25 protein-coding genes are annotated in these 23129 nt (G+C 72.1%); 11 read left to right on the top strand and 14 right to left on the bottom strand.

What is annotated here, in order from left to right:
- Together CCL05_RS24270 and CCL05_RS24275 are read right to left on the bottom strand one after the other, a co-directional pair.
- A partial coding sequence (locus CCL05_RS24270; RefSeq protein ID WP_143589941.1) for a serine/threonine-protein kinase occupies positions 1-934 on the bottom strand: 934 nt, incomplete at its 3' end.
- A gap of 142 nt (positions 935-1076) precedes the next feature.
- Positions 1077-2378 carry a DUF6986 family protein gene (locus CCL05_RS24275; protein ID WP_086562601.1) on the bottom strand — a complete coding sequence of 434 codons (1302 nt, stop codon included), beginning with the start codon at positions 2376-2378 and terminating at the stop codon, positions 1077-1079.
- A gap of 194 nt (positions 2379-2572) precedes the next feature.
- On the opposite strand from CCL05_RS24275, the gene CCL05_RS24280 reads away from it, so the two are divergent.
- Positions 2573-3478 carry an endonuclease/exonuclease/phosphatase family protein gene (locus CCL05_RS24280; protein ID WP_086562602.1) on the top strand — a complete coding sequence of 302 codons (906 nt, stop codon included), beginning with the start codon at positions 2573-2575 and terminating at the stop codon, positions 3476-3478.
- 57 nt (positions 3479-3535) lie between these two features.
- Here CCL05_RS24280 and CCL05_RS24285 read toward each other — a convergent pair whose 3' ends face one another.
- The 4 genes from CCL05_RS24285 to CCL05_RS24300 form a co-directional block, all read right to left on the bottom strand.
- Positions 3536-4498 carry an electron transfer flavoprotein subunit alpha/FixB family protein gene (locus tag CCL05_RS24285; protein WP_086562603.1) on the bottom strand — a complete coding sequence of 321 codons (963 nt, stop codon included), beginning with the start codon at positions 4496-4498 and terminating at the stop codon, positions 3536-3538.
- 55 nt (positions 4499-4553) lie between these two features.
- Positions 4554-5342: an electron transfer flavoprotein subunit beta/FixA family protein gene (locus CCL05_RS24290; RefSeq protein WP_086562604.1), complete on the bottom strand. Its 789-nt coding sequence runs from the start codon at positions 5340-5342 to the stop codon at positions 4554-4556.
- A 219-nt stretch (positions 5343-5561) separates the two neighbouring features.
- The gene (locus CCL05_RS24295; protein WP_086562605.1) at positions 5562-6053 is read right to left on the bottom strand and encodes a flavin reductase family protein; all 492 of its coding nucleotides are present in this window, start codon (positions 6051-6053) and stop codon (positions 5562-5564) included.
- A gap of 95 nt (positions 6054-6148) precedes the next feature.
- On the bottom strand, positions 6149-6562 hold the full coding sequence (locus CCL05_RS24300; protein WP_086562606.1) for a thioredoxin family protein: 414 nt from the start codon (positions 6560-6562) through the stop codon (positions 6149-6151).
- Positions 6563-6640: 78 nt separating this feature from the next.
- Between CCL05_RS24300 and CCL05_RS24305 the strand changes: the two genes are divergently transcribed.
- Both CCL05_RS24305 and CCL05_RS24310 read left to right on the top strand, forming a co-directional pair.
- A complete protein-coding gene (locus CCL05_RS24305) occupies positions 6641-7057 on the top strand; it encodes a DUF4395 domain-containing protein (RefSeq protein WP_086562607.1) in 417 nt (138 codons plus the stop codon).
- Positions 7058-7240: 183 nt separating this feature from the next.
- Complete coding sequence (locus tag CCL05_RS24310; protein WP_020271694.1) at positions 7241-7969, top strand: lysophospholipid acyltransferase family protein; 729 nt, start codon at positions 7241-7243, stop codon at positions 7967-7969.
- 37 nt (positions 7970-8006) lie between these two features.
- On the opposite strand, the gene CCL05_RS24315 is transcribed toward CCL05_RS24310, so the two are convergent.
- On the bottom strand, positions 8007-8579 hold the full coding sequence (locus CCL05_RS24315; protein WP_086562608.1) for a transglutaminase domain-containing protein: 573 nt from the start codon (positions 8577-8579) through the stop codon (positions 8007-8009).
- Positions 8580-8754: 175 nt separating this feature from the next.
- Between CCL05_RS24315 and CCL05_RS24320 the strand changes: the two genes are divergently transcribed.
- Positions 8755-10125, top strand: coding sequence for a hypothetical protein (locus CCL05_RS24320; protein WP_086562609.1), 1371 nt, complete (start codon positions 8755-8757; stop codon positions 10123-10125).
- Positions 10126-10149: 24 nt separating this feature from the next.
- Here the strand turns inward: CCL05_RS24320 and CCL05_RS24325 are convergent, their stop codons facing one another.
- From CCL05_RS24325 to CCL05_RS24335, 3 genes are read right to left on the bottom strand one after another with little or no spacing between them, the layout of a single operon-like run.
- The gene (locus CCL05_RS24325; protein WP_086562610.1) at positions 10150-11220 is read right to left on the bottom strand and encodes a threonine aldolase family protein; all 1071 of its coding nucleotides are present in this window, start codon (positions 11218-11220) and stop codon (positions 10150-10152) included.
- The gene (locus tag CCL05_RS24330) at positions 11217-11966 is read right to left on the bottom strand and encodes an SDR family oxidoreductase (protein WP_086562611.1); all 750 of its coding nucleotides are present in this window, start codon (positions 11964-11966) and stop codon (positions 11217-11219) included. The genes CCL05_RS24325 and CCL05_RS24330 overlap by 4 nt, the downstream gene beginning before the upstream one ends.
- Before the next feature lie 41 nt (positions 11967-12007).
- Positions 12008-13405 carry a DUF6421 family protein gene (locus CCL05_RS24335; protein WP_086562612.1) on the bottom strand — a complete coding sequence of 466 codons (1398 nt, stop codon included), beginning with the start codon at positions 13403-13405 and terminating at the stop codon, positions 12008-12010.
- Positions 13406-13654: 249 nt separating this feature from the next.
- Between CCL05_RS24335 and CCL05_RS24340 the strand changes: the two genes are divergently transcribed.
- Positions 13655-14338, top strand: coding sequence for a glycerophosphodiester phosphodiesterase (locus CCL05_RS24340; RefSeq protein ID WP_086562613.1), 684 nt, complete (start codon positions 13655-13657; stop codon positions 14336-14338).
- 3 nt (positions 14339-14341) lie between these two features.
- On the opposite strand, the gene CCL05_RS24345 is transcribed toward CCL05_RS24340, so the two are convergent.
- Positions 14342-14881, bottom strand: coding sequence for a GNAT family N-acetyltransferase (locus tag CCL05_RS24345; protein WP_086562614.1), 540 nt, complete (start codon positions 14879-14881; stop codon positions 14342-14344).
- 70 nt (positions 14882-14951) lie between these two features.
- Between CCL05_RS24345 and CCL05_RS24350 the strand changes: the two genes are divergently transcribed.
- Complete coding sequence (locus CCL05_RS24350; protein WP_086562615.1) at positions 14952-15344, top strand: VOC family protein; 393 nt, start codon at positions 14952-14954, stop codon at positions 15342-15344.
- A 64-nt stretch (positions 15345-15408) separates the two neighbouring features.
- On the opposite strand, the gene CCL05_RS24355 is transcribed toward CCL05_RS24350, so the two are convergent.
- Entirely contained in the window at positions 15409-16125 is a 717-nt protein-coding gene (locus CCL05_RS24355) for a hypothetical protein (RefSeq protein WP_341868281.1), read from the bottom strand.
- 90 nt (positions 16126-16215) lie between these two features.
- Between CCL05_RS24355 and CCL05_RS24360 the strand changes: the two genes are divergently transcribed.
- Positions 16216-16971 carry a VOC family protein gene (locus tag CCL05_RS24360; protein WP_086562616.1) on the top strand — a complete coding sequence of 252 codons (756 nt, stop codon included), beginning with the start codon at positions 16216-16218 and terminating at the stop codon, positions 16969-16971.
- Between the two features lie 115 nt (positions 16972-17086).
- Positions 17087-18139 carry an aldo/keto reductase gene (locus CCL05_RS24365; RefSeq protein ID WP_086562617.1) on the top strand — a complete coding sequence of 351 codons (1053 nt, stop codon included), beginning with the start codon at positions 17087-17089 and terminating at the stop codon, positions 18137-18139.
- Positions 18140-18168: 29 nt separating this feature from the next.
- Here the strand turns inward: CCL05_RS24365 and CCL05_RS24370 are convergent, their stop codons facing one another.
- The gene (locus CCL05_RS24370; protein WP_086562618.1) at positions 18169-18831 is read right to left on the bottom strand and encodes a MarR family winged helix-turn-helix transcriptional regulator; all 663 of its coding nucleotides are present in this window, start codon (positions 18829-18831) and stop codon (positions 18169-18171) included.
- A complete protein-coding gene (locus CCL05_RS24375) occupies positions 18828-20522 on the bottom strand; it encodes an FUSC family protein (protein WP_086562619.1) in 1695 nt (564 codons plus the stop codon). Before CCL05_RS24375 ends, CCL05_RS24370 begins: the two co-directional genes overlap by 4 nt.
- A 166-nt stretch (positions 20523-20688) precedes the next feature.
- On the opposite strand from CCL05_RS24375, the gene CCL05_RS24380 reads away from it, so the two are divergent.
- The 3 genes from CCL05_RS24380 (at position 20689) to CCL05_RS24390 (ending at position 23124) form a co-directional block, all read left to right on the top strand.
- Positions 20689-21249, top strand: coding sequence for a DUF5134 domain-containing protein (locus CCL05_RS24380; RefSeq protein ID WP_086562620.1), 561 nt, complete (start codon positions 20689-20691; stop codon positions 21247-21249).
- Between the two features lie 99 nt (positions 21250-21348).
- Positions 21349-22284 (top strand): M56 family metallopeptidase, encoded by a 936-nt coding sequence (locus tag CCL05_RS24385; RefSeq protein ID WP_086562621.1) that lies wholly within the window; start codon positions 21349-21351, stop codon positions 22282-22284.
- A gap of 144 nt (positions 22285-22428) precedes the next feature.
- Positions 22429-23124: a phosphatase PAP2 family protein gene (locus tag CCL05_RS24390; protein ID WP_086562622.1), complete on the top strand. Its 696-nt coding sequence runs from the start codon at positions 22429-22431 to the stop codon at positions 23122-23124.
- Positions 23125-23129 lie beyond the last annotated feature (5 nt).

Below are 23129 nucleotides of genomic sequence, written 5' to 3' on the forward strand. Positions count from 1 at the left end.
CCCCGCGCTCCGTCTCCGGGCGCGGGGGCGGTGCGGGCACCGGCCCTCGCAGCGATGACGTCGGCGTGTCCGTGCCGCCCGAGTCCGCGATGGCCTGGAGCATCTCACGGGCCAGGTCCGCCTCCGGGCGGCCCTCGGGGCGCTTGTCCAGCAGCTGCTGGAGGACGGGGGCGAGGGGACCGGCGCGGCGGGGCTCGGGCAGGGGCTCGGTGACGATCGCGGTGAGCGTGGAGAACGTGGACGTACGGCGGAAGGGCGAGGCGCCCTCGACGGCCGCGTACAGCGTGGCGCCCAGGGCCCAGACGTCGGAGGCGGGGCCCGGATCGGCGCCCTGGGCCCGCTCGGGGGCGAGGTAGTCCAGGGAGCCGACGAGTTCGCCGCTGCGGGTGAGGTGGGTGGCCGAACCGTCGCCCGGGTCGTCCATGGTGGCGATGCCGAAGTCGGTGAGGACGACCCGGCCGGATGGGTCGAGCAGGATGTTGCCCGGCTTCACGTCCCGGTGCAGGACGCCCGCGCGGTGGGCGGCGGCCAGGGCGTCCATGACCTTCGCGCCGATCCCGGCCGCCTCACCAGGGTCCAGTGGGCCGCGCTCGCGCAGTACGTCGTCCAGGGACGGCCCGTCGACCAGCTCCATGACGATGAGGGGGCGGCCGTCGACCTCGGCGATGTCGTGCACGGCGATGACACCGGGGTGGCGCACCCGGGCCGCCGCACGCGCCTCGCGCTGCATCCGCAGGTGCAGACCGGCCAGTTCGGGGCCGGCCGCGTCGGTGTACGTGCGCAGTTCCTTGACGGCCACCTCACGGCCGAGGACCTCGTCGACGGCCTTCCAGACGACGCCCATGCCGCCGCGCCCCAGCTGCGCCGTGACGCGATAGCGGCCTGCCAGCAGCCGACCGGTCCCGTCGGCCTGCCCCTGCTCCCCCGTTGACACCGCTGCCCCGTTCTCGTGACACCACCGGATCACTGACACGTCAGTGTGTGGCGTACAGAGTACGGGGCGGCGATGACAGTGACGGCCGGTGGTGACGGCTGTGACAGGGCCGGTACGCGGGGCGGAACCCCGGGAGAAGCGGTCAGGCGGACGCCGTCAGGTCGCCCCGCCGGGGCACCGCGAAGCTCTCCAGGTCGGCCCGGGTCAGGCCGGTCAGCCGGGCGACCTCGCCGATGTCGAGGGCGCCGCAGTCCAGGCCGCGCAGCAGGTAGCCGCTGAGGGCCTTGGCGGTGGCGGGTTCGTCCATGACATCACCGCCGGTGCGGTTGGCGTAGCGGGCGAGGCGGGCGGCGGCCTGTTCGAAGCCCTCGCGGTAGAAGGCGAAGACGGCCGCGTAGCGGGTGGGGATGTGGCCGGGGTGCATGTCCCAGCCCTGGTAGTAGGCGCGGGCCAGCGCGCGGCGGGTGAGGCCGTAGTGCAGGCGCCAGGCGGCGTGCACCTTCTCGGTCGGGCCGATGGGCAGGACGTTGGTGGAGCCGTCGCAGACGCGCACGCCGGTGCCGGCCGCGGCGACCTGCATGACCGCCTTGGCGTGGTCGGCGGCGGGGTGGTCACTGGCCTGGTGGGCGGCGGAGACGCCGAGGCATGCGCTGTAGTCGAAGGTGCCGTAGTGCAGGCCGGTGGCGCGGCCCTCGGCGGCCTGGATCATACGGGCGACGGTGGCGGTGCCGTCGGCGGCGAGGATGGACTGGCTGGTCTCGATCTGTATCTCGAACCCGATCCGGCCGGGCTCCAGGCCGTGTGTCTTCTCGAAGGCGTCCAGCAGCCGCGCCATGGCGGTGACCTGCTCGGCGTAGGTCACCTTCGGCAGGGTGAGGACCAGCCCGCCGGGCAGGCCGCCGGCCCCCATCAGGCCGGTGAGGAAGATGTCGAGCGTGCGGATGCCCCGGGCCCGTACGGGCGCTTCCATGCACTTCATGCGGATGCCCATGCAGGGGGCCGCGGTGCGGTCCTCGTAGGCCTCGGCGATCAGCCGGGCGGCGCGGGCGGCGGCCTCGTCCTCCTCGGCGTCGGGGCGGTTGCCGTAGCCGTCCTCGAAGTCGACGCGCAGGTCCTCGATCGGCTCGCGCTCCAGCTTGGCGCGCACGCGCGCGTGGACGGGCTCGGCGAGTTCGTCCGGGAGACCGAGGACGGCGGCGAAGGATTCGGCGTCGGGGGCGTGCTGGTCGAGGGCGGCCAGGGCACGGTCGCCCCAGGAGCGGACGGTGTCGGCGGCGAAGACGTCGCCGGGTACGTAGACGGTGTGGACGGGCTGGCGGGTGCCGGGGTCTCCGGGGTAGCGGCGCTCCAGTTCGGCGTCGACCGGCGCGAGAGAGGCGCTGATCTCCTCGCTGACGGCGCCCGCGAGGCTCGTCGCCACCTTGTCCTGCCGGCCCTGACCCATTCCGAGACCCTCCTGTTTTCCGTTCTACGGAATCAACAATCCGTAGAGCGAAGTTATCGGTCGACCTTCCGCCTGGTCAACACCGTCCTGACGTGGGGTTCCCCATCCTTCACCCTTGGTCGCCGCAGACCCACCCTCTTCTTCCGTATTCAGAGGGCAAGCTTCATCCTGACGCGCAAGGGGAGGGAGACCACGTGCCGAACGAGGTCGGAGTGTCGCGCCGCCATGGGCTCAAGGCGGCGGCCGCCGCCGTCGTCGCAGGACCGCTGCTCACCACCGCGGGCCCCACACAGCCCGCTTCCGCCGGTGAGCACCCGGGCGCCCTGGACGTCATGACGTTCAACGTCCGCTTCGGGACCGTCGTCGACTCGACACCGCGCTGGGAGGTGCGCCGACCGGTGATGCGAGAACTGCTGCGCCGCGAGCGACCGCACGTCATCGGCACCCAGGAAGGGCTCTACCGGCAAGTGCGCGCGATCGAGAAGGATCTCGGCGAGCACTACGACTGGATCGGCACCGGACGCGGGGGCGGCAGTAAGGACGAGTTCATGGCGGTCTTCTACGACACGCGCAGACTCGAGCCGATCGAGTTCGATCACTTCTGGCTGTCCGACACCCCGTACACGATCGCCTCGAACACCTGGGGCGCGGACTGGCTGCGCATGGTGACGTGGGTCCGTTTCGTCGATCTCGCCGACGGGGGACGGGAGTTCTACGTCCTCAACACCCATCTGGACAGCGTCAGCCAGTACGCCCGGGAACGCTCGGCGCACCTCATCGGCGAGACGATCGCCGGGTGGGACCGGTCGTTACCGGTCATCGTCACCGGCGACTTCAACGCGGCCGCCCACGACAACCGGGTGTACGACCTCATGCTGGACGTCGGACTGGTGGACGCCTGGGACGCGGCGGCCTCGCGGGGCCCGGCGTACGGGACGCACCACGGCTACCGGGCGCCCAGGCCCGGCGGGCGGCGCATCGACTGGATCCTCACCACGCCCGGGGTGACCACGCACTGGGCCGGGATGAACACCTTCAGCATGGACGGGACGTTCCCGAGCGACCATCTGCCGGTGCAGGCCTCGATGACCCTGGGATGAGAAGAGGCCCCCGTGACCGTTCGTGCGGTCACGGGGGCCTTCCAGAGCCGGGGTCGATCAGCCCTTGCGGGTCTTGATCTCCTCGGTCAGCGCGGGGACGACGTCGAAGAGGTCGCCGACGACGCCGTAGTCGACGAGGTCGAAGATCGGGGCCTCGGCGTCCTTGTTGATCGCCACGATCGTCTTCGAGGTCTGCATACCGGCGCGGTGCTGGATCGCACCGGAGATGCCGGAGGCGATGTACAGCTGCGGCGAGACGGACTTGCCCGTCTGGCCGACCTGGTTGGTGTGCGGGTACCAGCCGGCGTCGACAGCGGCACGCGAGGCACCGACGGCCGCGCCGAGGGAGTCGGCGAGGGCCTCGATGATCGCGAAGTTCTCCGCGCCGTTGACGCCACGGCCACCGGAGACCACGATCGCGGCCTCGGTCAGCTCCGGACGGCCCGTCGACTCACGCGGCGTACGGCCGGTGACCTTGGTACCGGTGGCCTTCTCGGAGAAGGTCACCGACAGCGCCTCGACCGCACCGGCGGCCGGGGCGGCCTCGACGGCTGCGCTGTTGGGCTTGACCGTGATGACCGGGGTGCCCTTGGAGACACGGGACTTGGTGGTGAAGGACGCGGCGAACACCGACTGCGTGGCCACCGGGCCCTCCTCGCCGGCCTCCAGGTCGACGGCGTCGGTGATGATGCCGGAGCCCAGACGCAGCGCCAGCCGGGCGGCGATCTCCTTGCCCTCGGCGGAGGACGGGACCAGCACGGCCGCCGGGGACACCTCGGCAACCGCGGCCTGGAGGGCGTCCACCTTCGGTACGACCAGGTAGTCGGCGTACTCGGACGCCTCGTGCGTGAGGACCTTGACCGCGCCGTGCTCGGCGAGCGTGGCGGCGGTGTCGGCGGCGCCGTTGCCGAGCGCGACGGCGACCGGCTCGCCGATGCGGCGGGCCAGGGTCAGCAGCTCCAGGGTGGGCTTGCGGACGGCACCGTCCACGTGGTCGACGTAGACGAGAACTTCAGCCATGGGACTTCTTCTCTCCTGCTTGCGAAAGATGAGGGGCGGTCAGCGAATGCGGGGCTCAGATGAACTTCTGGCCCGCGAGGAACTCAGCGAGCTGCTTGCCGCCCTCGCCCTCGTCCTTGACGATCGTGCCCGCGGTACGGGCCGGACGCTCGGCCGCGTTGTCGACCGTGGTGTAGGCGCCCGCCAGGCCGACCTCGTCCGCCTCGATGTCGAGGTCGGACAGGTCCCAGGACTCCACCGGCTTCTTCTTGGCCGCCATGATGCCCTTGAAGGACGGGTAACGCGCCTCGCCCGACTGGTCGGTCACCGACACGACCGCCGGCAGGGAGGCCTCCAGGCTCTCGGAGGCGGCGTCGCCGTCGCGGCGGCCCTTGACCGTGCCGTCCTCGACCGACACCTCGGAGAGCAGGGTCACCTGCGGCACGCCCAGACGCTCGGCGAGCAGCGCGGGCACGACGCCCATGGTGCCGTCGGTGGAGGCCATGCCGGAGATGACCAGGTCGTATCCGGCCTTCTCGATCGCCTTGGCCAGGACCAGGGAGGTGCCGATGGCGTCGGTGCCGTGGATGTCGTCGTCCTCGACGTGGATCGCCTTGTCGGCGCCCATGGACAGCGCCTTGCGCAGGGCGTCCTTGGCGTCCTCGGGGCCCACCGTCAGGACGGTGATCTCCACGTCGTCGTCGGAGTTCTCGGAGATCTGCAGCGCCTGCTCGACCGCGTACTCGTCGAGCTCGGAGAGCAGACCGTCCACGTCGTCCCGGTCGACGGTCAGGTCATCGGCGAAGTGCCGGTCGCCAGTGGCGTCGGGCACGTACTTCACAGTGACAACGATCCTCAAGCTCACGCCGGCTCTCCTACTGCATCGTCATTTCCATGCTGCCTACTTGCAGGCAGCATAGGCGCCTCAAGCGGCCGATCCCGGTCGGGGCGACCCACGCTCCGAGCGAAATATTACTCACCAGTACATCCAGTTCGTTCCCGCTAAGCAAGCGCTTTGAACTGTGACCTTCGCAACGCAGCGTAACCGGAACTCGACGGTCCCGCAGCACGGGGGACGCGCGGATCAGTCGCGCAGGCGGTTGAAACGTCCCTGGTGGTAGAGGAGCGGCCGGCCGGTGCCCGTGTGGTCGCCGTGCACGACCTCCGCGATCACGATGCGGTGGTCCCCGGCGGGCACGCGCGTGACGACCCGGCCCACCAGCCAGGCCGGCACACCGTCGAGGACGGGGACCCCCTCGGGCCCGTCCTGCCAGGCGGTGGGCGGCGCGAAGCGGTCGGCTCCGCTGCGGGCGAAGGTGGCCGCCAGCTCCTGCTGGTGCTCGCCGAGGATGTGGACGCCGACATGGCCGGCCGCCGCGATCGCGGGCCAGCTGGAGGAGCCGGTGCCGACCCCGAAGGACAGCAGGGGCGGCTCGGCCGAGACGGAGGCCAGCGAGGTGGCGGTGAAGCCCACCGGGCCGGTGTCGCCACGGGCGGTGATCACGGCGACTCCTGCCGCGTGCCGCCGGAAGACCGAGCGCAGGAGGTCGGGCGTGGCGAGAAGGTCCGCAGGCATGGGGTCAGGCTGACGATAAATGGTTGGCGCAGTCAAGTTCGCTCCCGGCTGCGGGACCGGATGTGGGAGATGACTCACCGACCGGGTCGCGTCCCTCACACCGCCTCCCCCAGCGCGGCGATCACATCGGCCTTGCGCGGCTGGCCGGTGGCCCGCCGGACCACCCGGCCGTCGGCGTCGAGGACCAGCACGGTCGGGGTCTTGAGGATGTCCAGCCGTCGTACGAGGCCCAGATGGGCCTCGGCGTCGATCTCGACGTGGGTCACGCCCGGGACCATGCCGGCGACCTCGCCGAGGACCCGCCGGGTCGCCCGGCAGGGTGCGCAGAACGCGCTGGAGAACTGCACGAGTGTGGCCCGCTCGCCCAGTTCCGCGCCCAGCTCGGCCGCGTCCAGCAGCTTGCCGTCGTCCCGCCCGCGCACTCGCACTCTCCCGCTCCGCCGCCGTTGCAGCACTCCGAAGGCGCTCGCCGCAGCGAGCACCACTACGCACACCACCAGTCCGGTCATCACCTCCTGCAAGCGTTCACGAGACCGCAAAGATTCCCGCCCACCCAACGGGCCCGTGCTGCGGAATGCTTGGTTCCCATGGACATCGATGCACGAGGGCCGCGTTTCGGCGCGGCCGTGACGACCGTCGTCCTGGCGGTCGTTCTGGTCACGGGGAGCGCGTGGCTGCTGGCCTGGCAGACGCTGGCGTTCCTGCTGGGCGCGGCCGGTGGAGTGACCCGGTCGCCCTACGGCCTGCTGTTCGCCAAAACCGTACGCCCGCGGCTCGGGCCGCCGGTCGCGTTCGAGGCGCCCGAACCGCCGCGTTTCGCCCAGGCGGTGGGGCTGGTCTTCGCCGGACTCGGGCTCGTCGGCTACACCCTGGGACCCGGCTGGCTGGGTCTCGCGGCCACCGGCGCCGCGCTCGCGGCCGCTTTTCTGAACGCCGCGTTCGGGTACTGCCTGGGATGCGAGATGTACCTGCTCATGCGCCGGGTGACGGTGCGCGCGGAGTAATGGGAGCGTAAAAGCACGAGGTGGGATCGCGACTACGTGACGAGAATCTCCTCCCGGGCGGGCACGGGGACTGGCTACCCGGCCGTTCTTCGGGCACGATCTGCGACAAGCCGTAAACCTACGGCTGCGTAACTTCCACTGGGAATCCCTTCCCAGGCAGAGCAGGAAGGGTCCGGCCCGCCCATGGCAGAGCTCGTCTACCGTCCCGTCGTCGGTTTCGCCCGCACGCTGTTCAAGGCGTGGGACCTCAAGATCGACTGCCAGGGTTCGGAGAACATCCCGCGCTCGGGCGGCGCCGTGCTGGTGAGCAATCACATCAGCTACCTGGACTTCGTCTTCAACGGCCTGGCGGCCTTGCCGCAGAAACGTCTCGTGCGCTTCATGGCGAAGGAGTCCGTCTTCCGCCACAAGATCTCGGGCCCGCTGATGCGCGGGATGAAGCACATCCCCGTGGACCGCAAGCAGGGCGAGGCGGCCTACGCGCACGCGCTGGACTCGCTGCGGTCGGGCGAGATCGTCGGGGTCTTCCCGGAGGCGACCATCTCGCAGTCGTTCACGCTGAAGAGCTTCAAGTCGGGCGCCGCGCGCATGGCTCAGGAGGCCGGCGTCCCGCTGATCCCGATGGCGGTGTGGGGCACGCAGCGGCTGTGGACCAAGGGCCACCCCCGCAACTTCAAGCGCAGCCACATCCCCATCACGATCAGGGTCGGCGAGGCGATCGAGGCCTCCCGCGACAAGTACGCGGGCGCGATCACCCGTCAGCTGCGCGAGCGCGTCCAGGAACTGCTGGAGGCCGCCCAGCGCGCCTACCCCGTACGCCCGAAGGGGCCGGACGACACCTGGTGGATGCCGGCCCACCTCGGCGGCACGGCTCCGACGCCGGAGCAGGTGCGGGAGGCCGAGGCGCACTGACACCGGGGGCGCGGCCGGGCCGTGCCCCGGTCCCGCCTCACAGAGCGGTGGGAAGCGTCCTCCACAAGTGGGGCCGGTCGCCGGCGGCCTTGAGGGTGTCGAGTACGACCGGGTGAGGCGCGGCGTACAGGACCGGACAGTCCGTCTCGCCGAGTGCCGGATCGGGCGTGAAGGCGAGCCGCTCGCCGTCGAGCGAGAACTGCGCGTCCACTCCCGGCTTGTTGCCCCGGGGGTCCTGCCGGTGCCACGCGCCGTTGAACCGCACGGCGACCAGACCGTGCACGACGTCGAACGTCTGGTAGCACAGCGCGGTCGGGATGTCCTCGGCCCGGAGCAGCGCCGCGAGCGCGTGTGCCTTGGCGTAACAGATGCCGGTGCGCTGTTCCAGGACATCGGAGGCGCGCCAGGTGACGCGCGGATCGCCCGCGTCCTGCGAGTGCGGGATGGTGTCGCGCACGAACTCGAACGCCGCCCGCGCATACTCATACGAGTCCGCCACACCCCTGGCCAGTTCGGCCGCCGTCTCGCGGACGAGCGGATGGTGGTGGTCTATCGCCTCGTCAGCGGCCAAGTAGGCGGAGAGGTCGGGGGTTTCCTGGATCAGCTGCATGCACGCAGAGCATAGGGACGAGATCGCTCCTCGGTCAATTCATTTTCAGCTCTCCGTATATCTATGCATCGATCCGAAGAACGGCTGAACACCGCCGCAACCATCCGCCCCGCCACAACCCATCCCCCGGGCCACGGGTCTCGGCCTGAAGCAGATCCATCACAAGGGGGAAGACATGAAGGACCCACAGCGCCTGCTCGGCGCCGCGCTCGTGAGTTGCGCCCTGGCGGCGGCCGGAGTCGGGGCCGGGCCCGCGTCCGCACAGGAGAACCAGCTGTGGATCAGCGCACCGTACGAGACGGTGCTGCCGGGCGCGGACGCGGACGGCGGCGCGCCAGAGCGCAGCCTGGCCGTGGAGGTCAGCCGCGACGTCGCCGACGACCCGGTGCCGGCCGGCCGCCTGACCGTCGACGTCAGTGAGATCGCCTCTTTCGCGCGGGTGTCGTGGCCCGCGAACTGCGCGCCCGAGTCGGAGGTCAGGGCCGTCTGCGACGTCCCCGGGATGCCCGCCGGGACGGAGCGCGTACCGGCCGCCACGTTCGGGCTGCGCGCGCTGCCGGGAGCGGACACCGGCGCCTCGGGGTACGTGCGCTACTCGGCCGTCGCCGGAGAGGCGACGTCCCACCCGGCCGAGACGCGGGTCGGCGTGGGCAACGGGCCGGACCTCGGGCTCAGCCAGGCCGACGACCAGCACGGCCTCAGGCCGGGCTCGCAGACCAGCGTGCGGGCGACGCTGTCCAACAGCGGCAACCGCACGGCAGAGCGCACACTGCTGTGGCTCAACGCCTCGTACGGGCTGCGTTTCGAACAGCGGCACGCCAACTGCGAGTACCGGGAGCACGCCACCGGTACGTCCGCCCTGTGCGTGCTGGACGAGGCGGTGGCACCCGGGCAGGAGTACGCGCTGAACACCGGTCTCGGTGTGGGCCGCAACGCGCTGTACGAGCGGTTCGACCACTCCGTCCATCCGTACTCCGACGAGGCACTGGCACAGATGCGGGGCGAGTGGACGTGGACCCGCGGCACGGGCGCCGAGCTGGACCTGCGTCCCGTGGCCGCCGCCCGGGCCGCGGCGGAGGACCCCGACATCGACCCGCAGGACAACTACCGGGCTGTCGTACTGAACGCCCGGAACACCGCCGACCTGAAGCTCACGGGCAGCAGGGTGGGCGGGGCCGCCGGTGACACCGTCACCGCCCGGGTCACCGTACTCAACCGCGGTCCGGCCTGGGTGGCGTCGCTGGGCGCGGGCGCCGCCGTGGCGACGGTGCGCTTCCAGGCGCCGGAGGGGACCACCGTCACGGGGCTGCCGGAGGAGGACTGCTGGGCCTCCGAGGACGGCACGTCCCCCGCGACCTACTACTGCAAGACACCGATCCACCTGCACGACAAGGCATCGCACACCTTCGAGATCCCGTTGCGGATCGACCGGGTGGTGCGCGGCGCCCGCACCACCGTCGCCACCGTCAACGACGATCCCGAGCTGAGCATCAGGGAGTTCGACCCCAACCTGCGCAACAACAGCGCGCGGATCGTCGTCAACTGACGCGGCCACCTCGAGGAGATGGCCTCAGCGGGCCATCTCCTCCTTCAGCGCCGCCACGAACGCGTCCACGTCCTCCTCGGTCGTGTCGAAGGCGCACATCCAGCGGACGTCGCCCGCGGCCTCGTCCCAGAAGTAGAAGCGGAACCGCTTCTGGAGGCGCTCGGTCACGTCGTGCGGCAGGCGGGCGAACACCGCGTTCGCCTGCACCGGGTAGAGGATCTCCACGCCGTGCACGGCGCGTACGCCCTCGGCGAGGCGCAGGGCCATCTCGTTGGAGTGGCGGGCGTTGCGCAGCCACAGGTCCCGGGCGAGCAGGGCCTCCAGCTGCACCGACACGAAGCGCATCTTGGAGGCGAGCTGCATGGACAGCTTGCGCAGGTGCTTCATGTGGCTGACGGCGTCCTGGTTCAGGACCACGACCGCCTCGCCGAACAGGGCGCCGTTCTTCGTGCCGCCCAGGGAGAGGAGGTCGACGCCGGCGGCGTTGGTGAGCGTCCGCATCGGGACGTCCAGGGTGGCGGCGGCGTTGGCCAGCCGGGAGCCGTCCAGGTGCACCTTCATGCCGTGCGCGTGGGCGTGCTCGCAGATGGCGCGTATCTCGTCCGGCGTGTAGACCGTGCCCAGCTCGGTGGCCTGGGCGATGGAGACGACCTGGGGCATCGCGCGGTGCTCGTCGTCCCAGCCGTAGGCCTGCCGGTCGATCAGCTCGGGGGTGAGCTTGCCGTCGGGCGTGGGCACGGTGAGCAGCTTCAGGCCGCCGACCCGCTCGGGCGCCCCGCACTCGTCGACGTTGATGTGCGCGCTCTCGGCGCAGATCACCGCGCCCCAGCGGTCGGTGACCGCCTGGAGTGCGACGACGTTGGCGCCGGTGCCGTTGAAGACCGGGAACGCCTCGGCCGTGGCCCCGAAGTGGCTGCGGACGACGCTCTGCAGGTTCTCGGTGTACGCGTCCTCGCCGTAGGAGACCTGGTGCCCGCCGTTGGCCAGGGCCAGGGCGGCGAGCACCTCCGGGTGGGCGCCGGCGTAGTTGTCGCTGGCGAAACCGCGGACCTCGGGGTCGTGATGGCGACGGGCGTCGGTCTTCGGCGGGTTCACGGCTTCTCGGTGAGCCACAGACGGTTTCCGTTCACTTCGGCGGCGGGCTTCTCCCAGATGCCGGTGATGGCCTCGGCCAGGTCCCTGACGTCGGTGAAGCCCGCGAACTTCGCGTTGGGGCGGTCGGCGCGCATGGCGTCGTGCACCAGTGCCTTCACCACCAGGATCGTAGCCGCCGAGGTCGGGCCCCCGGGGCCCCCGGCCTTGCGGAAGTAGTCGGCCATGGCCAGCGTCCACGCCTCGGCCGCCGCCTTGCCGGCGGCGTACGCGGCGTTGCCCGCGGTGGGCTTGCTGGCGCCCGCCGCGCTGATCAGCACGTACCGGCCCCGGTCGCTGCGCTGGAGCGCCTCGTGGAAGGCGAGGGACGTGTGCTGCACGGTCCGCACGAGCAGCATCTCCAGGAAATCCCAGTCGTCGAGGCTGGTCCGGGTGAAGGTCTCGCTGCCGCGCCAGCCGCCGACGAGATGGACCAGGCCGTCGACGCGGCCGTAGTCCTTCTCGACGCGGGTGGCCCAGTCGTGGGTGGCCCGCAGGTCGAGCAGGTCGACCGTGTCACCGGTGACGGTGGCGCCGCCGGTCGCGTAGCTCGCCGCGTCCACCGCCTCCGCCAGCCGCTCCGGGTCGTTGTCCGAGCCGATGACGGTGGCCCCCGCCTCGGCCAGCCTGAGCAGTGCGGCCCGCCCCGCGGGTCCTCCCGCTCCGGCCACCGCGATCACCGCGCCGCTGAGCGCCCCGTTCCCCGCCATGGTCTTCGCCTCCTGAGCCGTGTTCTCGCTTCGCCGATCGCTCACGCGGCGATCCGCTCGGCGCCGTCCGCCGTGATGCCCTTGGTGGAGGCGATCACGTTCTTCAGCTTCTTGGACAGTGCCTCATAGAACATGCTCAGCGGAAACTCGTCCGGAAGCACGTCATCGACGAGTTTGCGGGGCGGCTGCGTCACGTCCAGCGCGTCGGGGCCCTTGGCCCACTTCGAGCCCGGGTGCGGCGCGAGGTAGGCGGAGACGAGCTCGTACCCGGCGAACCAGTGGACGAGCTTGGGGCGGTCGATGCCGTCGCGGTACAGCTGCTCGATCTCGGCGCACAGCTGGTTGGTGACCTGCGGGGCGCGCTCCCAGTCGATGGACAGCTTGTTGTCCCGCCAGCGGACGACGTCGTGCTTGTGCAGGTAGGCGAAGAGGAGCTGGCCGCCGAGACCGTCGTAGTTGCGCACGCGCTCACCGGTGACCGGGAAGCGGAACATACGGTCGAAGAGGACCGCGACCTGCACGTCACGGGCCTGCGGGACGCCGTCCTTCGCCAGCTTCACGGCCTCCCTGAAGGCGGTGAGGTCGCAGCGCAGCTCCTCCAGGCCGTACATCCAGAACGGCTGGCGCTGCTTGATCATGAACGGGTCGAACGGCAGGTCGCCGTGGCTGTGGGTGCGGTCGTGGACCATGTCCCACAGGACGAACGCCTCCTCGCAGCGCTTCTGGTCGTGGACCATCGCGGCGACGTCCTCGGGCAGCTCCAGGCCGAGGATCTCGACGGCGGCGTCGGTGACACGGCGGAAGCGGGCGGCCTCGCGGTCGCAGAAGATGCCGCCCCAGCTGAACCGCTCGGGGGCCTCGCGCACGGCGATGGTCTCGGGGAAGAGCACGGCGGAGTTGGTGTCGTAGCCCGCCGTGAAGTCCTCGAACTTGATGCCGCAGAACAGCGGGTTGTCGTAGCGGGTGCGCTCCAGTTCGGCCAGCCAGTCCGGCCAGACCATGCGCAGCACGACCGCTTCGAGGTTGCGGTCCGGGTTGCCGTTCTGCGTGTACATCGGGAAGACGACCAGGTGCTGGAGGCCGTCCGCGCGGTTCGCGGCGGGCTGGAAGGCCAGCAGCGAGTCGAGGAAGTCGGGCACCTGGAAGCCGCCGTCGGCCCACCGGGTCAGGTCCTTGGCCAGGGCCTCGTGGTAGGCGCGGTCGTGCGGGAGCAGCGGGGAGAGCTCCAGGACCGCGTCCGTGACCTGACGGACGGCGAGCTCGGCGTCGGCCGGGTCGGGCGCGCCCTCGGCGTCGAAGTCGATCGACCCGTCCTTGGACTGCCATGGCCGGATCCGCTCCACGGCATCCTTGAGCACGGGCCATGCCGGGTGGTCCACCACCCGCACCACAGGAGGAACCCGCTCCTGTGAACCCACCTGCACAAGAATTTCCGTCATGTCACACCTTCCACGGGAGAATCTCGCGTACCCCGACCGTATACACACGAGGTTCCTCCCAGCAAGGGCCACCTCGGGAAAATATCCTGCCTCACCCGGCCCTTCACCGCACTTTTTCCTGTCGGTCATCCTTCTGCCCGCACGCACGCCGACCATGCCCTCGCCCTCTGCACAGGGCGGGTGCAGGCGATACGGTCAGGGGGGCCGTCAGGCCCCCAGTGCCGCCTGTCGACGGAAGAGAGTCCCGTCTTGAACTTCCTCACCATCGGTCACCGCGGAGTCATGGGTGTGGAACCCGAGAACACCCTCCGGTCCTTCGTCGCCGCGCAGGAGGCCGGCCTCGACGCCATCGAACTCGATCTGCATCTGAGCAAGGACGGCGCGCTCGTCGTCATGCACGACACGGACGTGGACCGCACGACCGACGGCACCGGGCCGATCGCCGAGAAGACCCTCGCCGAGCTGCGGGCCCTGGACGCGGGCCGGGGCGAGCGGGTGCCGGTCTTCGAGGAGGTCCTGGAGGCCGTGCAGGCGCCGATCCAGGCGGAGATCAAGGACGCGCAGGCGGCTCGGGCGCTGGCCGAGGTGATGAACCGGCGCGGGCTGGCCGGCCGGGTGGAGGTGTCCTCGTTCCACGACGAGGCGATCGCCGAGATCAAGCCACTGGTGCCGGGCGTGCGCACCGCGCTGATCGCCAGCCGCTACGGCACCGACATCGTGGAGCGGGCCGTCGAGGCGGGTGCGGAGACCGTCTGCCTGAACATCCGGCGGCTCACCCTGGAGATCGTGGAGCGGGCCCGCAAGGCCGACCTGAGGATCATCGGCTGGGTGGTGAACACGCAGGACCATCTGCGGCTCGTCCGCGCCTTCGGTCTGGACGGCGCGACCACCGACCACCCGGACATCAAGCGCACGGGCCGGTTCACCGCGTAGTCGCTACGCGATCTCCTTGACCAGCAGCTCGAACTGCAGGTCGTCGCGCTGCGGGATGCCGAAGCGCTCGTCGCCGTACGGGAACGGGGTCGTCCGTCCCGTACGGCGGTAGCCGCGCCGCTCGTACCAGGCGATGAGGTCCTCGCGTACGGAGATCACCGTCATGTGCATCTCCGTCGCGCCCCACGTCTCACGGGCCAGCCGCTCCGCCTCCGCGATGATCACCTTGCCAAGTCCCGCGCCCTGGAGCCGGGGACTGACCGCGAACATGCCGAAGTAGACGTGGTCCCCCCGGTGCTCCAGCTGGCAGCAGGCGACGATCCGTCCGTCCCGCTCCACCGTCAGCAGCCGGCTGTCGGGCGACTTGATGACGGCAAGGACCCCCTCAGGGTCGGTCCGCTGTCCTTGGAGGATGTCCGCCTCGGTGGTCCACCCGACCCGGCTCGCGTCGCCCCGGTACGCCGACTCGATCAGTACCACCAGTTCGTCCACGTCGGCGTCCGTGGCATCGCGGAAGGTCAGTCCGGTGGCGGCGGTGTCCATGGGCGTACGTCTCCGTTTCGTGGCGCGCTCGGGCAGGGATGAGAGTAACGCCACCACTAGGCTCCGGTGCATGGTGCATGTACTCAGCAGCCGGATTCTGCTCCGTCCCACCGACCCCGAGCGCTCCCGTGCCTTCTACGGTGAGCAGCTCGGGCTCGCCGTCTACCGGGAGTTCGGTACGGGGCCGGAGCGCGGGACGGTCTACTTCCTCGGCGGGGGCTTCCTGGAGGTCTCGGGCCGGTCCGAGAGCCCGTCGGCGCCGGCCACGCGGCTGTGGCTCCAGGTCGCCGACGCGGCGGCGGCCCACGACGAGCTGCGGGCGAAGGGCGTGGAGATCGTCCGACCGCCGGTGAAGGAGCCCTGGGGGCTGGTCGAGATGTGGATCGCCGATCCGGACGGGACGCCGATCGTGCTGGTGGAGGTCCCCGCGGACCACCCGATGCGCTACCGGCCGGGCATCTGAGGTCAGCCGGGCCGGTACTCCCAGCCCCGGTCGGTACGGGTCGGTTCACGAAAGCCCGCGCCCGTCAGGTGCCCGAGCATGGCACTGTCGGCGGCGGATTCGAGGCGACGAGCCGGTCCACGCCGCACAGGCGGAGCCAGTCGGCGGCCTGGGCGAGCAGCCAGTGCTCAAGGCCCGTGCCGTCCTGCGCAGGGTCGATGTGCAGATTGCCGATGTCGGCCGGGCCGGCGGCGCGGGCGTGGCGTTCCGGGCGGGCCAGGGCCGTGTCGATCTCGACGAATCCGAGGATGCGGGTGCCGGCGCGGGCCGTGAAGCGGGTGCCGCACTCCCCCAGCGTGCGCTCGACCGTGACGCCCGGCCGGGGCTCGGGCTCCGGCAGGTCGGCGACCCGGGCGAGCAGGATGACCTCGGTGTCCCCGGTGTGCTGGAAGCCCGCGCGTTCGTAGACGGCCCGGATGTGCGGCCAGTTGCGGGGCAGCCCGTGGACGAGGGGGGGCAGGCAGCGCGCCGTCGGCGTAGCCGACACGGGCGTTCCAGCGGGTGAACTGTGCCAGGGTGCCCGCATCAGCAGGTCCGCGACCTGGTCGGTGTCCGGCCAGAAGGACGCCGCCGGACGGCACACGAACCAGTTGATCTCGGCGGCGTCCCGGTAGGCCTCGCCGACCGCGGCGCGGTAGCGCAGCAGATCGTCACTGAGGCCGGTGTTGCAGGGTGAAGGAGCTGGAGGCCGCCACGCGGTGCGGTACGGGGGCGAGGGTATGCCGGGGCCGGTATGGCACACCAGTGGGTTTCCCCGATGGCAGGGGGACGGCACCGCGGCTTAGCGTGCTGGAGAGGCTCATGCCCGGGGACTCCCTGCGGAAGGAACGCCATGAAGCTCGACGCACCGGTGACCGGCGGGCCCTGCTGGACCGAGCTGGGGACCACCGACCTGGAGGCGGCCCAGCGGTTCTACACGAGGCTGTTCGGCTGGCGGCCCGAGACGGACCCGCGTCAGGAGGCGGGCGGCTACACCGTCGCGCACCTCGGGGACGCGGCCGTCGCCGCGCTCGCCCCGCTGTACCAGCCGTCGCAGCCGGTGGCGTGGAACGTGTCGTTCGCCGTGGCCGACGCGGACGCCGCCGTCCGTGAGGTGACCGAGGCGGGCGGGACGGTGCTGTTCGGCCCGACGGACGTGTTCGACGCGGGCCGGTTCGCGGTGGCCGCCGACCCGGCCGGTGCCGCGTTCCAGCTGTGGCAGGCGGGGACCTTCCCGGGCGCCGGGCTGTTCAACGCGCCCGGTTCGCTGGGCTGGGCCGAGCTGTACACCCGGGATCCGGAACAGGCCGTGGCCTTCTACAGCCGGGTGTTCGGCTGGACCGTCAACGCCTCGGAGCGGTACACCCAGTGGGGCGTCGGCGGGGCGGACTTCGGGGGCATGGTCACGATGGACGACAAGTTCCCGCCCGAGGTACCGGCGCATTGGCTGCCGTACTTCGCCGTGGCGGACGTGGACGCCACGACCGCCGTCGTCCAGAAACTCGGCGACGTCCTGATGGTCCCCACCTCCCTGCCCGGCGGTCGGCGCATCGCGGTGCTGCGGGACCCGCAGGGGGCGATGTTCGGGGTGTACCGGGCGGGCGACTAGAGCCCTGCCCTTCTCCAGGGCTGAGGCGACGGTGTGTGCCGCCGGGGCCGTGGCTTGCGCTGGAGTGCGCTCCAGCTCATAGCGTCGTGCGGACGACCTGCCCGGAGGGAAGACCGTGCGTTACACACTGTTCGGCAAGACCGGTCTGCGCGTGAGCGAGCTGAGCCTCGGCGCGATGACCATCGGCGACGACTGGGGCTGGGGCGCCGGCAAGGAGGCCAGTGCCCGGATCGTCGACGCCTACGCGGAGGCGGGCGGCAACTTCATCGACACCGCCAACAACTACACCGACGGCAGCTCGGAGCGGATCCTGGGTGAGCTGCTCCAGGGGCGGCGCGACACGTTCGTGCTGGCCAGCAAGTACACCTGCGGGATCCGCGAGGGCGACGTCAACGCCGCGGGCAACCACCGCAAGAACCTGGTCCAGTCGGTGGAGGCGAGCCTTGAGCGGCTGCGCACCGACCGGCTGGACGTGCTGTGGGTGCACGCCCGGGACAACTTCACGCCCGTCGAGGAGGTCATGCGGGCGCTGGACGACCTCGTCCGCACGGGCAAGGTGCTGTACGTCGGTGTCTCGGACTGGCCGGCCTGGGAGATCGCTCAGGCCAACACGATGGCGGAGCTGCGGGGCTGGACCGCGTTCGCCGGTTCGCAACTGCGCTACAGCCTGCTGGAGCGGACCCCCGAGCGCGAACTGCTGCCCCAGGCCCGGGCGTTCGACCTGGCGGTGCTGGCCTGGGCGCCGCTCGCGGCCGGGAAGCTCACCGGCAAGTACCGCAGGGGCGAGACGGGGCGGCTGGACACCACGGGCGGTGAGGCCAACCCGCGCGAGGAGGCGGTGATCAGTGCCGTGCTGGAGGTCGCCGAGCAGGGCGGCTGGAGTCCGGCCCAGGTGGCGCTGGCGTGGCTGCTGGCCCGGCCGGGCAACGTGGTCCCGATCATCGCGGCGACCAAGGAGAGCCAGCTCGCCGACAACCTCGGCAGCGTCGACGTCCGCCTCGACGCGGACGCCCTCGCCCGCCTCGACGAGGTGAGCGCGGTGCCGCTGGGCTTCCCGCACGACTTCGTCCGCGATCCGGCCATCACCCGGAACATCTACGGCGACCGCTGGCCGGAGATCGAGGACCGCCGCTCCACACACCGCCGCACGGCGCACGACGTGCTCTGACGGTACGGGCGGGGCCGTCGGTGGCCGCCTCAGCCGCGCAGCGTGCCCAGGCGGCCTTCCAGCTGGGCGAGCAACTCTCCGAGCAGGGAGGCCAGTTCGCCCTGCTCGGGGCCGTCCAGGCCGGACAGGGCGGCGGTCTCGTAGGCGAGCTGGGCGGGCAGGATGCCGTCGACGAGTTCGCGTCCGGCATCGGTGAGGCGGAGATGGGCGACACGGCGGTCGCGAGTGTCTCCACGGCGTTCGACCAGGCCGCGTTCGGTCAGCTGCTTGACGCGCTTGGTGACGGCGGCGCCCGAGGAGAAGGTCTCCCGGGCCAGTTCCCCGGGGGTCAGCTCGTGCCCGGTGCGGCGCAGCGCGCCGAGCAGATCGAACTCGGGACGGCTGAGCCCCGCCCTGCGCAGCGGCGCGTCCTCGGCCTGCTGCAGGAGGGCGGCGCAGCGGTTGATCCGCCCGATGATCTCCATCGGGCCGGTGTCGAGGCCGGGATGAACGGCCTGCCACTGCCGGACGACGGCGGCGACGGTATCGCCCTGCCGCTGTCCGGCGGGGTCCGCGCCGACCGGTTCCTGCCCGGCGGCAGCGGGCTCACCGTCCAGGCCTCCGCCGGCTCCCGGGTGGGCGGTCCCGGTCGTCGGCTGCGGACCGTCCCCCGGCCCGCCCCCGTGGGGCGATGGTCCCTCCGTCGCCGTCATGGCCGTGCGTCCTCCGTCTTCGTGTCCGTGCCCCGGTCCGGGAGCAGCCCCTGGCGTCGTGCCGTCGCGGCGAGCGTACGGTGTCCGGACTGCTCGGCGAGTACGACCCGCTCCTGGGGCAGGGCGCGCTGCCACCATTCGCCGGCCGCCGCGTCGGCGGTGGCGCGCAGATCGGCCAGGGCGACGGCGAGTGCGCGGCGGGCGGCCTCCAGGGCGGCGGCGTCGGGGTGCGGCTCGGCCAGGAGGCGGGCGGCGCGCTCGCGGGCCCGGTCGGCGGCGGTCAGGGCGCGTTCGCCCCGGTCGCCCGCTCGCCGGTTGGTGACGGCCACGGCGGCGGCGAAGCCGACCAGGGCGCCCACGACCGTGTCCACCAGCCGCTCCGTCATCAGCTCGCCCGGCTTCTGGTACCCGGCGAACTCGGTGATGAGCAGCGCCATGGGGGTCACGCAGACGCTGCCGAGCCAGTAGTTGCGGCTGATCAGCAGCTCGGCGCCGAAGCTGAAGGCGAGGCAGCACACCACGAGGGCCGCTTGCCCCAGGTGCGCGAGCGGTACGACGGCCGCGAAGACGAGCACCCCGACGACGTTGCCCACCACGCGCTGTACGGCCCGGTTCCAGGTCAGGGCGATGTTCGCCTGGTAGAGCGAGGCGGCGGTGACCAGAGCCCAGTAGGGGCGGCCGATGCCGAGGGCCAGGGAGGCGTAGCCGGCGAGCGCGCAGCCGAGCGCGGTGCGTACCGCGAGCGGGGTCAGCGGGCCGAGCCGCGCCCAGAGGCCGCGGGCCGCGTCCACGCCGAGCGGTTCGTCGGCGGCCGCCCGCGGCAGTCCGGCCCGCGGGACGGGCCCGGTGCCGCGCAGCGCGTCCGCCCATGCCCGCAGCCGGCCGGCGTCCGCCTCCGTCGGCGCGGCGAGGGCCACCTCGGCACGGACGACGAGCCGTTCGAGGGCGCGCCGGGTCCGGGACCGGGCGCCGGTGGACAGCAGCGACTGCCAGGCGGCCTGTACGGCGGCGTAGCCCGCGGCCCGGGCCCGGGCCTGGCCCTCGCCGCCGCCCGTGCCGCTCGTGCCGCCTGTCTCGGCGTACGCGGCGGCGGCCTTCAGCGCGGCGGCGGTGGCGCGGCGCTCCGGGCCGTGCGGGCGGACCAGCGCGGGCGCCATGCAGACCAGCCAGGCCCAGACACCCGTCGCGGCGGCCAGGGCCAGGTGGCCGGGGACCTGGGCGAGGGTCTGCGGCGCGAAGAGCGAGGCGGAGCTGACGAACGTGAGGACGACGTTGCCGGGTGGCCCGACACGGGTCGCGTCGCACAGCACCTTCTGCGCGGCGGCCAGCAGTGCGCCGACGGTGACCAGCACCACGGCACTGCCGGTGAGCGAGGCCGCGACCAGGGCGACGGCGAGACCGCCGAGCATGCCGAGCACCACCCACATCAGGGCACCGGCCCGGGCGGCGTAGGGCCGGTTGTGGGCGTACAGCGCGCACAGGGATCCGGCCATCGTGTACATCGCCAGGTCGAGCCGGCCGAGCGCCAGCAGGGCGAGGTTGGGCGGGGCGATCGCCGCGACCACGCTGAGCGCGGGCTTGAACCAGATGTCCGAGGGACGGCCGACGCGCAGCACGCCCGCCAGCGCCAGACGCCGGGCGGGCGGGGAGACGGAGGCGGAGGCGGAGGTCGCACGGCGCAGGGGACTCATGAGAACAAGATTAGCAGGTGTTTTACCCGTAAAAGACATCCCCTCATCTGCTGTGCTCCGTCGAATGCCCCCCGTGTACACCCTTGCGCTCGCGTGCGCGCCGGACGGCCCGGGCATCGATGGACCGACTGCCGAGCTGACAGACCGTCGAGCGGGGAGGGTGCGCGTGCACGGACCGGCTACGTCCGGCTGGCTGCTGGTGGCGCTCTGCGCGGTGACCGGCGCCTACTGCCTGGCGCGGATGCGCAGGGGCGCCGGGGAACAGCGCGGCACCGCGGGCGGTGAGGCGCTGATGGGGTTCGGGATGGCCGCGATGGCCGTGCCGGCGGCGGTGTTCACTCCGCCGTCGTGGGCCTGGCCCGTCTACACGGTGGTGTCCGGGGCGGCCGCGCTCCCCGCGCTGTGGGCGGCCCGGGCGGGGGCACACCACCTCCACCACCTGGTGGGGGCCGGGGCCATGGTCTACATGTCCGTCGTCATGGCCGGCGCTCCCGCACACGCGCACGGGCAGGGGGGATCGGGGGTCCCGCTCCTGACGGGTGCGCTGCTGCTCTACTTCGCCGGGTACGTGCTGCTGGCCGGCGTCCGGCTGGTGCCGGTGGCCGCCGTAGCGGGAACCGGGGCCGGGGGCGGCGGGTCCGCCGGGTGGGGTGACCTGCCGGAGCTGGCGCGGGCCTGCCGGCTGTCTATGGGGATCGCGATGGTGGCGATGCTGCTGACGCTGTGAGCAGGACCGTACCGGCACGCCGTACGGATCCGTTGCCTGCGTCACTTCGGCGCCACAAGTCGTACCCCTGAGCGGCGCATCGCTCATAGGCTGCGCCTCATGATGCTCCCCGCGGCACTGTTGCTGCTCGGCGCCCTGATCGCAGTGGTCGCCCCCCGGCTGCTCGCCCGGGCGGACTGGCCTGATCGTGAGCCGGTCGTGGCGCTGTGGGCGTGGCAGTGCGTGGTGGCGGCCCTGCTCGTGTGCTGTGCGCTGTCGATGACGCTCAGCGCGGCAGCCGCCTGGCACGCGGTCGGCGGGCACGTCTTCGCGACGGCGCCGAGCCCGGTCGTCGAGGCCTACGCCCTCGGTACGGCGGGCCCCTGGGCGGCGGCCACCGCCGTGGCCCTGGCCGGGGGCGGGCTGTGGAGCGCGGCGATGCTGGTCCGCGAGATCGGCGGGGCACGCGCCCGGCGCCGCCGCCGGAACGCCGATCTGCTGGTCAGGGCGCCGCTGCTGCCGGGCGAGGTGGCCGTGTCGGGCCGGCTCGTCGTCCTGGAGAGCGAGCGGCCCGACGCCTGGTGGCAGCCCGGCGCTCCGCCGCGACTGGTCGTCACCACCGCCGCGTTGCGACGGCTGAAGGGCCGGCAGCTGGACGCCGTGCTCGCCCATGAGCAGGGGCACGCGCGGGCCCGGCACGACTGGCTGCTGAACTGCTCCTCGGCACTGGCGGGCGGCTTTCCGCAGGTGCCGGTGTTCGCGGCGTTCCGCGACGAGATGCACCGCCTGGTCGAACTCGCCGCCGACGACACGGCCTCCCGCCGTTTCGGCCGCCTGACCACGGCCCTGGCCCTGGTCGAACTCAACGAGCACCGCGGCGTGTTCGGCCCCTGCCCGACGCCGCAGGCCCATGTCCCGGCGCGGGTGCACCGGTTGCTCACTCCCCCGGACCGGCTGCCCCCGGCACGCCGGCTGCGGCTGACGGCGGCGGCCGCACTGGTGCCCGTGGTGCCTCTGCTGGTGGCGTTCGGACCGGGGCTGCGGGCGCTGGGATAGCCGGCGCGCGGTCCGGGGCATATGTGGCTTCTGTGCCGTTCTGGGGCGCGAGAGTGGTCTCCGGGTGGCCGAAGCGTGCGGTCCGGGTGCCGGAGATCGGCACCGTACTGGATCCGGAGCCCCCGGTTCGGCGAGGATCGCATCATGTACACCCGGTCCGTCGACTCCCCGCCCCGCCCCCAGCACGGTACCGCCGCCCGGTCGGCCGGCGTCCTGGCGGTGTGCTCCGCTCTGCTGCTGACCCTCGTCGCGGCCAGATGGAGCCCGCTGGTCAGCGCGGACGGAGACATCTCCGCCACCACCCACCGCTGGGCGGTCGAGGAATCCGGCATCACCCAGGCGTGCCGCATCCTCACGGACTGGGTGTGGGACCCGTGGACGATGCGGGTGCTGTGCGCTGTCGTGGTGGTGTGGCTGGTGGTGCGCCTGGCGGCACGCTGGACGGCGGTGTGGCTGGCGCTGGCCGTCACTCTGGGCACGCTGTTCCAGCAGGCCCTCAAGGCCCTGGTGGACCGCCCCCGCCCGGTCTGGCCCGACCCCGTCGACTCGGCCCACTACTCGGCCTTCCCGTCGGGCCACGCCATGACCGCCACGGTGGTGTGCGGCCTCCTGCTGTGGCTCCTGCACCGGCACGGCGTCGGCCGTGCGGTGTGGCGTACGGCCGTGACCGTGGCCGTCGTGTCCGTGGTCGGCGTGGGGCTGACCCGGGTCTGGCTGGGCGTCCACTGGCCGACGGACGTGGTGGGCGGCTGGCTGCTGGGCGCGCTGGTGGTGGCCCTGGCGGTGTGGACGCACGAGTACCGGCAGCCGCGCCCCCGGCCGGACACCGCCGCCTCGTAGGATCG

The organism is Streptomyces africanus (assembly GCF_002150735.1).
Classification (GTDB): Bacteria; Actinomycetota; Actinomycetes; order Streptomycetales; family Streptomycetaceae; genus Streptomyces; species Streptomyces africanus.